Annotated in this window: 10 protein-coding genes; 7 read left to right on the top strand and 3 right to left on the bottom strand. The window is 41.6% G+C overall.

The features are described 5' to 3' along the window. Positions 1-160: 160 nt before the first annotated feature. The 3 genes from U2718_RS06285 to U2718_RS06275 all read left to right on the top strand — a co-directional run bounded on the left by U2718_RS06285 (position 161) and on the right by U2718_RS06275 (position 1,689). Positions 161-523, top strand: coding sequence for a hypothetical protein (locus U2718_RS06285; protein WP_341997865.1), 363 nt, complete (start codon positions 161-163; stop codon positions 521-523). A gap of 17 nt (positions 524-540) precedes the next feature. After that, positions 541-954, top strand: coding sequence for a hypothetical protein (locus tag U2718_RS06280; protein WP_341997864.1), 414 nt, complete (start codon positions 541-543; stop codon positions 952-954). Between the two features lie 249 nt (positions 955-1,203). Next, the gene (locus U2718_RS06275; RefSeq protein ID WP_341997861.1) at positions 1,204-1,689 is read left to right on the top strand and encodes a hypothetical protein; all 486 of its coding nucleotides are present in this window, start codon (positions 1,204-1,206) and stop codon (positions 1,687-1,689) included. A 428-nt stretch (positions 1,690-2,117) separates the two neighbouring features. Here the strand turns inward: U2718_RS06275 and U2718_RS06270 are convergent, their stop codons facing one another. Continuing rightward, a complete protein-coding gene (locus U2718_RS06270) occupies positions 2,118-2,396 on the bottom strand; it encodes an acylphosphatase (protein WP_341997858.1) in 279 nt (92 codons plus the stop codon). A gap of 56 nt (positions 2,397-2,452) precedes the next feature. Beyond that, a complete protein-coding gene (locus U2718_RS06265; RefSeq protein WP_341997856.1) occupies positions 2,453-3,934 on the bottom strand; it encodes a site-2 protease family protein in 1,482 nt (493 codons plus the stop codon). A gap of 353 nt (positions 3,935-4,287) precedes the next feature. Here U2718_RS06265 and U2718_RS06260 point away from each other — a divergent pair, with 353 nt between their 5' ends. Then, entirely contained in the window at positions 4,288-4,956 is a 669-nt protein-coding gene (locus U2718_RS06260; RefSeq protein WP_341998103.1) for an MBL fold metallo-hydrolase, read from the top strand. Positions 4,957-5,055: 99 nt separating this feature from the next. Here U2718_RS06260 and ctpA read toward each other — a convergent pair whose 3' ends face one another. Continuing rightward, positions 5,056-6,303 (bottom strand): carboxyl-terminal processing protease CtpA, encoded by a 1,248-nt coding sequence (gene ctpA, locus U2718_RS06255; RefSeq protein WP_341997854.1) that lies wholly within the window; start codon positions 6,301-6,303, stop codon positions 5,056-5,058. A gap of 496 nt (positions 6,304-6,799) precedes the next feature. Here ctpA and petB point away from each other — a divergent pair, with 496 nt between their 5' ends. The 3 genes from petB (at position 6,800) to U2718_RS06240 (ending at position 8,785) form a co-directional block, all read left to right on the top strand. Beyond that, on the top strand, positions 6,800-7,447 hold the full coding sequence (petB, locus tag U2718_RS06250; RefSeq protein WP_016876626.1) for a cytochrome b6: 648 nt from the start codon (positions 6,800-6,802) through the stop codon (positions 7,445-7,447). Positions 7,448-7,651: 204 nt separating this feature from the next. Beyond that, a complete protein-coding gene (petD, locus tag U2718_RS06245) occupies positions 7,652-8,134 on the top strand; it encodes a cytochrome b6-f complex subunit IV (RefSeq protein ID WP_016876625.1) in 483 nt (160 codons plus the stop codon). A gap of 210 nt (positions 8,135-8,344) precedes the next feature. After that, positions 8,345-8,785, top strand: a complete 441-nt coding sequence (locus U2718_RS06240; protein ID WP_341997850.1) for an anti-sigma regulatory factor — start codon at positions 8,345-8,347, stop codon at positions 8,783-8,785. Positions 8,786-9,024 lie beyond the last annotated feature (239 nt).

Genomic DNA, 9,024 nt, shown 5'->3' with positions numbered 1-9,024 from the left:
ATTCAATTCTTTTTCAAACTATATGTAGGCATTGCCTAATGCAAGCAATACCAATTCTAGTACCAGTTTGCAGAAAGTTAGTAAAAGAGTTGTAACCAAGGTTCGCCGATTCCTGATCGAGTAAAAAAATCGGTTTTTCTTGTATGTGAGGTATTGAACCATGCCTGCTAAACGTTCAATTTCGATACTGTTACTTTCTGCGCTGATGGCATTACCTGCCGGAATAGCCACAGCAGGCGACATTGATATCCAAAACGGTAATACCAGAGTAAGAATTGACGGAAACAACGATATTACGATTAAAAAAGCTCCCAGTTCCACAACAAGTATCTCTCCCTTTCGTTGGCCTAGTTCTGGAGTATGGATTCAAAAAAATCGTGTTTACCGTGTCCCAACTGTGAAAATTCCTCAAACCACACGGGGTTATTGTAGCGGCAGAACTTTGACTCAGCAAAGTGTTAAAAACTCCAGTAGTGCAACTAGTCGCACTTATAGTTCTACAACCACAACTTCATGTTACTAGTTCAAAAGGATGCAATTATGAATTTCAAATTTATCTCCCTTAGCTTATTCTCGCTGACCGCTGTTTCACCCTTCTTTGTTCCCTCTTTCACTCCTTCTGCCCTAGCACTAGGTTGTTCTGCGATCGATGTGGCTGTGCAAGTGGATGTTAGCGGTAGTAGAAATCCAGGTCAGCAAACTAATAATGTAAATCAAGAGTTTGGAGAAGACTGCAAACCTGGAACCAATGTTACCAACAGGTCGACTCAAATTAATGTTGGCCCTAACTCTGCTATACAAAATCGAAACAGTAATGCAGTTGTTGGTGAAGGTGCTACCAGCACAACTCCAGGTAAAGGAGATGTTGGTGTGCAAGTTCACGTTCCAGTACAAGTGTACAACCCCGGTCAAGATCCAGAATTTCTTAAAAAAGTTGGTGTTCCGCAACGATAATGTTGCCCAACAGGGTGCATATCATGAATCTCAATCTTCCGAAGTTTTCCAATCAAGGAGCTTCGGATTAATTAATATTTTGATTTATGTTTAAACCTATTATTTCTGAGCAATTCTATTTAAATAGAATAAATGCCTTGATAAATTGCCAATTTATTGGAGAAGTTTTTAAAAGACAGATAAAAACACTTTGCTACAAGTATTCAGTAGGTGAACAATTTTTATACCTACTACTATCTCAACCGAACTATGAAAAAAGTATTATTTGTTGTCTGCTGTTTAGCTTTGATCGCAACCGTTTCTGCCGCACTAGCTCAGAACTTTATTAGTAATCAAGGTTCTTCTATTACTGTAGATAGCGATAATGATATGAAAGGCTTTAGTAGCTTTAGCGAACAATCTAGCTATTCTTCTGGATACCAACAAAGCTCATTGAATCTGAGCGCAGCAAATCTTAGTAAACCTAATATTTTGAGGATTAATACTTCAGGTACTCAATTAAATGGTGCAATTATTCTCAATGGTAAGGTGGTAAAGCGAATTAACAGTAATAAAGTAGAAATTAATTTATCACCATTACTATCAATCGGAGAACATAAAGTAGAAATTTCAGCGCGTTATCTTCCCAAATCATCTGGTATCAATATTGAATTTAGCGGCCCTGGCACTAATATTGTTCAGCAAACTAGTGGAAATGGTATTTTAAACTACGTTTTAGAAGTGAGTGTATACTAGCACTATATAGTCAGCTAAGTAAGTGGGCGAGAAAAATTTAACGTATATAAATAAAGCGCGGGTTAAGCGCGTTGTAGCCACTGGCGTTGTGTTGAGGTAGCGCGTAACGCACATCAAATCCGGTGCGTTATGGCTAATCTGACTCTCTTAAACGCTCAAAGCCCGACCTAGCCGTAACACACCCTACTTATACTAATTATCCAAATTAAGGCTACACATAGTTTGTAGTAAAGATTAACTAATTAATTATTATCTCTATTTGCGACTTACTATTGAGGCTTTGTAAACAACATATATAATCTAAAGCAATTTGACTGGCAAAGTGAGAGTGAAGCAATACAAGTGAAATATTTAAAATGTGTGTAGTAGGTGAGTGAATTGCTTTGCTTTATTATGAAGCGATCGCATAACTTATGAATCAACACAAATTAACGTCTAACATCAAATCTACGCAATCCCTCTGGTTCTGCATACTCGACCACTACATCCTTGACTATAGCTGCGGGTGGGCCTTGATGACACCAGCGAATCATCTCCTCAACAACTTCCCGTACTCCTTCAAACACTGCTTCTACCCTGCCATCAGGGAGATTTCGTACCCAACCACTCAATCCTAGTTGGCTAGCTGTATCAACAGTGGCAAAGCGATAGCCTACGCCTTGCACTCTTCCTGAAATGAATACGTGGGCGCGGATTAGTTGCGACATTTGTATCTTACTTTGCCTTTAATAGCATCACCTTTACGATTCCAGTCTAACTGAAATTAAATCTGCAACAAATTAGCGATCGCCTGCGGTACTGGTAGGACAATTAGAACTAACAAAGCCATTGCCAGTAATCCCCCGATATCGCGTTTGTTATCTAATTCAGTGACATCATTGAGTGCTGGTTCATCCATCAAAGGTATAAATAATAAGACAATTGCCCACAAGAAAAATCCTGGCTGTATTAGAGAAAGCAGCAGTAGCAGCAAACGGGAAATTTGACCGATTACGACTGCACTTCGCTGCCCAAACATTGCATGGATGATATGTCCCCCATCTAATTGTCCTACGGGCATCAAATTTAAAGCAGTTACAATCAGTCCTAAACAAGCAGCGACTGCAACTGGGTGTAGATCGATAGCTGATTGTGGTGTTAACTGATTTCCCAGCGCTAATTTCGAGAACAGCGCTAACAAGATAGAGTATCTGGGATTGAGAGCGTCTGGATTCAAAAATCCTGTTCTTTCACTTGGTAAAGGAACCACTTCAGAATTAGCCAAACCCCATATTAATAATGGCAGAGTGGCTATAAACCCTGCTACAGGCCCAGCGATACTGACATCAAATAGAGCTTTGCGGTGAGGTACAGGGCTGCGCATCTGAATAAATGCACCAAAAGTTCCTAAGAAAAATGGGATGGGAATGAAATAAGGTAAGGTGGAGCGAATTTTATAATATCTAGCTGTGAGATAGTGACCAAGTTCATGGATGCCCAATATAAATATTAAAGCCAAAGCGTAGGGCAATCCTTGCAAAAACATAGCTGGATCGGATTGGAGGGCTGCTGTAGGTACAACACCAGCAATTCTCGCCCCTACTAAGGTAGTAGTTACTAAAGTTGTTGCTAATAGTAGTAGCGCTAGTCCTGGGCGTGTTAGCTTTTCGGTTGAACTTGTGTTAGCTTTGGCAGCTTGTGTGTTGGGAACAAGTACAAAGAAGGGCTTACCATTCAAACCTTCTTGAAAGATCACTAAGAAGCGATCGCCAAATCTTGCTTCAATATTCTCTTTAATTTGTTGATAAGCTTGTGTTGGCTTAGTTCTTAACTGACCCCGGCAGATAACAGCTTGAGGTCTATACTCAATATTTTGAACGTAGTATATAGACCAAGGAAAACAATTGCGTAGCTGGGTTTCTTCGTTTTGTTCAAGGGGACGCACAGGTAATGGTTTTGGGGTAGTATTTACAGCCGATTCTGAATTCGGCGTTTGGGGTTCAGTCTGTTTGTCATTTGGCAGTTGACGCCCCCATTGAAACAACACCCAGTATAACAAAGGGCAGATAATTAACGGCCAAATCATTAGCGATCGCGGCAGAGGTTGATTCGTACCGTACATCACTGTCCATCCAGTCCATAGTAGTGCTGGTGTCATCAAAATTAACCACAACAGCCAAACTGGCGTCCGCGTGATTTGAGCGACACTGCGTTGCACCATTAGATAAGTAATTAGTCCCAATAAAAGAAGAAACCAAACAGCCATGTTGTTTTAATTTAATTTCAAACGTGAGTCTCACTTGTAGTCAAAAGCACCATAGCTCTTGCCACAAGCTAAACACCATTCCCCCATCAGAGCGCCAGAAGTCTTATACTGAAACCGGAACACCCGTAAATCCCCAATTAGTAGTTCTCATGTGTCCCTTGCCTCAAGAATCAAGTCAGATTATTAAGCCACCACGAGAAGTCCTCTCTTACGAAGTTCCGAGCCTCGCTCCGCGTAGACGCCCGGAGGGCGGCTTTTCGCAGAGTGGAGCTAACGCTAACGGAGGAAACCTCCCTCCGGGTTCGCAGTCGCCACAAGTCGGGGAACCCGCCCAAGGCGCTGCTCACCACACACTGCGGGAAGACGCAAAAGCGTCTACGGACTTCGCGCTAGATACTATTTTCGCATTTCCACCAAATCGGGACACGTTAGGGGGAACCGCTTATTTTATTGTAAGAAATGAAGGCAATATCCTGGTTGATTGTCCGGCCTTTGACCAGATAAATCAGGATTTTATGCGATCGCATGGTGGTGTAAGCTGGTTATTTCTCACTCATAGGGGTGCTATTGGCAGGGCTGCTGAATTTCAGAAAAACTTTAACTGTAATATTTTGATTCAAGAACAAGAGGCTTATCTGTTACCGGAATTAGCCTTAACTACCTTTCATCAAGAATTTACCTTGAATTCAGCAATCCAAATCATTTGGACTCCTGGACATTCTCCTGGCTCATCTTGTCTTTACTACAAAGAATTTGGGGGTGTACTTTTTTCGGGGCGTCATTTAATTCCTAACCAGCAAGGTGAACCAGTGCCATTGCGAACAGCCAAAACTTTTCATTGGACTCGGCAAATTAAGAGTATTAAAAATTTATTAAAAAGCTTCTCAAGAGAAACAATTCTATATATTTGTCCTGGTGCAAATATTGGTTATCTTCGCGGTAAACGTGTAATAGATAATGCCTACGAGCGCTTGGAAAACCTAGATTTAGAAGCTTTGCTGCAAGTGCAAGCCATCATCTAAGGGCTAGGGACTAGGGACTAGGAATTGGAGATTAGGAATTAGAGGAATTTAGATTTATTCACACTTAAAGAATTCTAGCCTCTAGCCCCTAGCTCCTAATCACGCTGCTCCTGCTGCTACCACTGAGTTTTTCGCTAGCAGTTCTAAAGCAGTTTGATATTGATGGTCTAATTCTGTACCAATTTGCTCATAAGTAATCTGTTCGGAAGCGACAATTAGGTCTGGCTTAATACCCAATTTATTAATATCTTTGTGATTAGGAGTTTCGTACTTAGCAATTGTTACAGCTAAACCAGAACCATCGGACAATTCAAACAGCGACTGAATTAAGCCTTTACCAAAGGTAGTTTCTCCTATTAGGGTGGCACGACCGTTATCTTGCAGTGCGCCTGCGAGAATCTCACTAGCACTAGCAGTTCCTTGATTGACTAAAACAATTAGCGGATCATCTGTCAATGCTGGGCCAAATGATTCAAAACTGCCTTGAATACCTTGGCGATTAACTGTATAGACTATGGTGCCAGAGTTTAACCACAGGCGGGCAACTTCAATCCCTGCTTGTAATAGCCCGCCGGGATTGTTTCGCAAATCTAAGATGTAGGCAGCAGCACCTTTTTTTTCTAAATTATTGATGGCGTGTGCTAGCTCCATTGGAGCGTTGGCATTAAATTGAGTGAGACGAATGTAGCCAAGAGGCACTCCTTGGGTAGTATTGCGTAACTCTGCTACTACAGGATTAAGACTAATGCGATCGCGCGGTACTTTAAATTCCTTTTCTCCTTCTCCGTCTCGTTCGATCAGCAGTGTGACTAAACTGCCAATAGGCCCGCGCATTCTGGTTGCAGCTTCATCTAGAGTTAGATTTTCTGTGGAAATACCCTCAATTTTGACAATGCGATCGCGTGGTTTAATTCCTGCTTTTTCTGCGGGGGAACCGCTAATTGGAGTCACTACTTCCAGCTTTCCTGTTTGTTGATTCAAGGCAATTTGCAACCCTACTCCTGTTAGTTCTCCAGAAGTATTTACCTGCAAACTGCGGTACTGCTCTGGATCTAAAAAACGGGTAAAAGGATCGTTGAGGCTCTTGAGCATCTTGCCGATTGCTGCGTATGCTGCTTTTTGATCTGTAAGAGCCGCAGAAAGAACTTTTTGTCTCACCGCCGCCCAGTTTTGATGGTTAAACGTGTCATCTAAATAAGTGCGATTTACAATTCTCCACACTTCCGTTACCAGCTTTTGTTCCTCACTCAAAGCCGTTGCTGGTTGACAAAAGCTGCAAAATCCAAGCCAAAACGCTAAAACAACTGACAAGCTAATCCGAAAAACCCGTTTGTGCATTAACCCCATTTTTACTTCCACTTTTAACCCAAATTACCTATCTCGATGCAGTCGCCTTGATTTATATGAAATCTGTCTCTCGACTATGTTACTTTTTTTATAGAAGTGGTTCATTTTGAAATCAAGTGGATCAAACCAGTGATTTCAGCGCATTCCACTCAGAAAACGCTAGAATCTTCATTGTGTCCAACATTTTTGTGTTTGGGTGCAAGAGGAATGCAATAATATATCATTTTTGCAGAGTGTTAAGTTTATTAAAACTATTATCACTCTGATATCCCAGCTTTACTAAAATCCCAAAACTTTAGGGACTAGGGGCTAGGGACTAGGGACTAGGGACTAGGGACTGGAGACTAGGGATTAAGAATAAAGAAATCTTAATACCCAGTACCCAATCCCTGATCGCCAATCATCAATCCCCAATCCCCGATCCCCAATCTCTAAATCCCTGGTTAAATTGGGAGATTTATTAACCGCGAATCGATTTCTAGGAAATTGAGATTGTATGGCCAACGTTTACGACTGGTTTGAGGAGCGCTTAGAGATTCAAGCGCTCGCTGACGATGTAACCAGCAAGTACGTCCCTCCCCACGTCAACATCTTTTACTGCTTGGGTGGAATTACTCTGACTTGCTTTTTAATCCAGTTTGCGACTGGATTTGCTATGACATTTTACTACAAGCCAACCGTTACAGAAGCTTATGCCTCTGTACAGTACATCATGAATGACGTGAACTTCGGTTGGCTGATTCGCTCCATCCATCGCTGGTCTGCCAGTATGATGGTGCTAATGATGATTTTGCACGTATTCCGGGTTTACCTCACTGGCGGTTTCAAAAAGCCCCGTGAATTGACTTGGGTTAGTGGTGTCATCCTAGCTGTGATCACTGTTTCTTTTGGCGTGACTGGCTACTCTTTGCCTTGGGATCAAGTTGGCTACTGGGCTGTAAAAATCGTGAGCGGTGTACCAGAAGCTATTCCTGTAGTGGGTGTTTTGATTTCTGATCTATTGCGCGGTGGTTCCAGCGTTGGGCAAGCGACATTAACTCGTTACTACAGCGCTCATACCTTTGTGCTACCTTGGCTAATTGCCGTCTTCATGCTGCTACACTTCTTGATGATCCGCAAGCAAGGTATCTCTGGTCCGTTATAATTCTAGGCTTTAGGCAACAGGCAAAGGCTTTCAGTTCCAAGATCCAGTTGTTTGTTTTAAACTGAAGGAAAAATAACAATTGTTATTGACACATAAGAGACAAAAAAAACGAACTATTGTATCTTAAGCTGAAAGCTAATGCCTGATAGCTGATGGCTTTCACAGATGCTTTAACTAGACATAAGCAGGAGAGCACATTTAGAAATGGCAACACTAAAGAAACCAGACCTCAGCGATCCTAAATTAAGGGCTAAACTGGCAAAAGGCATGGGTCATAACTACTATGGCGAACCAGCTTGGCCTAATGACTTGCTGTATGTATTCCCTGTTGTAATCATGGGAAGCTTCGCTTGCATTGTGGCTCTATCAGTGCTAGATCCGGCTATGGTCGGAGAACCAGCAAATCCTTTCGCCACACCCCTGGAAATTTTACCAGAGTGGTATTTATATCCCGTATTTCAAATTTTGCGCTCAGTTCCTAACAAACTTTTAGGGGTATTATTGATGGCGTCTGTACCCTTGGGGCTGATTCTTGTTCCCTTCATCGAAAACGTCAATAAGTTTCAAAACCCTTTCCGCCGTCCAGTAGCGACAGCAATCTTTTTGTTTGGTACTCTAGTCACAATCTGGCTGGGTATTGGCGCTACCTTCCCATTAGATAAGTCCCTCACATTGGGTCTTTTCTAAATAAGTCATCATAATATGACTTTGACGCCTGTGAGTTTCTCAGTAAGTGCAAAAGTGCTTTTGAGAAAAATCTACAGGCGTCTATTTTAATAATCCAGGTTGAATTGTGAATGATTTGAAATTTTGGATTGAAATGCCATTTCAAAGTATCAAGACTCTAGATCGTAGAAAATACCGGAAAATATTTTTCATCTATTCAAGTCAAGGTCAATGCTTAGCATCATGCAGCAAGACCATCTGACGGTGAAAAGCGAACTTAAGCTTCTAAACCAGGTACAACAATGGTTTGAGCAATTTTGCTTACAACATTTGTCTAAGCGTGGGTGGTCAGAAAATCAACTATATCGTCTCAATTTAGCATTAGCAGAAGGTTTTACCAACGCTGTTCGGCACGCGCATCAATCTTTACCACCAGACACTACCATTGAGATAGATGTTTCTTTGTGGATAGACAGGCTCGAAATCAGAATCTGGGATCATGGAAAACCTTTTAATCCCGATGCGATCGCTGAACCTGAGCCAGGAACTCTACAAGTAGGAGGATATGGATGGTTTCTTCTCCGTCGCTTGGCCGATCAAGTTGTTTACGAGCGTAGTGCAGATGACAGAAATTGTCTGCTCATCGTCAAGTATGGTTTACAAGGGCAGTAGTATCAAAGAGATATTTACATCTTCATAGGTTGAGTTTCATAAAGCCAGTCTAATGCTTGTAGAAGACACTCGTACTACTAGATAGATTAACTCATTTAGTAATTTACTTGTTTTTCGCTGATTGGCTTGGTTTAATGGCTGACTTCTCAGTACTCTTGTTTTGAATTCTTAAACAGGCTGTCACAAACTATGATGACTAGAGCTTGGCACAGCGTAAATTTTTGATGAGGACTGAGCTA

Origin of the sequence: Chlorogloeopsis sp. ULAP02 (genome assembly GCF_038404745.2) — a bacterium.
In the GTDB taxonomy this organism is placed as follows: domain Bacteria; phylum Cyanobacteriota; class Cyanobacteriia; order Cyanobacteriales; family Nostocaceae; genus Chlorogloeopsis.
Note: the sequence above shows the minus strand (reverse complement) of the source record. Positions and strands in the feature narration are given on the sequence as shown.

What these genes read in the sequence shown, in the direction of transcription:
- petB (WP_016876626.1), top strand. Translation starts at nt 6,800, where the DNA reads ATGGCCAACGTTTACGACTGGTTTGAGGAGCGCTTAGAGATTCAAGCG.
- petD (WP_016876625.1), top strand. Translation starts at nt 7,652, where the DNA reads ATGGCAACACTAAAGAAACCAGACCTCAGCGATCCTAAATTAAGGGCT.
- U2718_RS06280 (WP_341997864.1), top strand. Translation starts at nt 541, where the DNA reads ATGAATTTCAAATTTATCTCCCTTAGCTTATTCTCGCTGACCGCTGTT.
- U2718_RS06265 (WP_341997856.1), bottom strand. Translation starts at nt 3,934, where the DNA reads ATGGCTGTTTGGTTTCTTCTTTTATTGGGACTAATTACTTATCTAATG.
- U2718_RS06275 (WP_341997861.1), top strand. Translation starts at nt 1,204, where the DNA reads ATGAAAAAAGTATTATTTGTTGTCTGCTGTTTAGCTTTGATCGCAACC.
- ctpA (WP_341997854.1), bottom strand. Translation starts at nt 6,303, where the DNA reads ATGGGGTTAATGCACAAACGGGTTTTTCGGATTAGCTTGTCAGTTGTT.
- U2718_RS06270 (WP_341997858.1), bottom strand. Translation starts at nt 2,396, where the DNA reads ATGTCGCAACTAATCCGCGCCCACGTATTCATTTCAGGAAGAGTGCAA.
- U2718_RS06285 (WP_341997865.1), top strand. Translation starts at nt 161, where the DNA reads ATGCCTGCTAAACGTTCAATTTCGATACTGTTACTTTCTGCGCTGATG.
- U2718_RS06240 (WP_341997850.1), top strand. Translation starts at nt 8,345, where the DNA reads ATGCTTAGCATCATGCAGCAAGACCATCTGACGGTGAAAAGCGAACTT.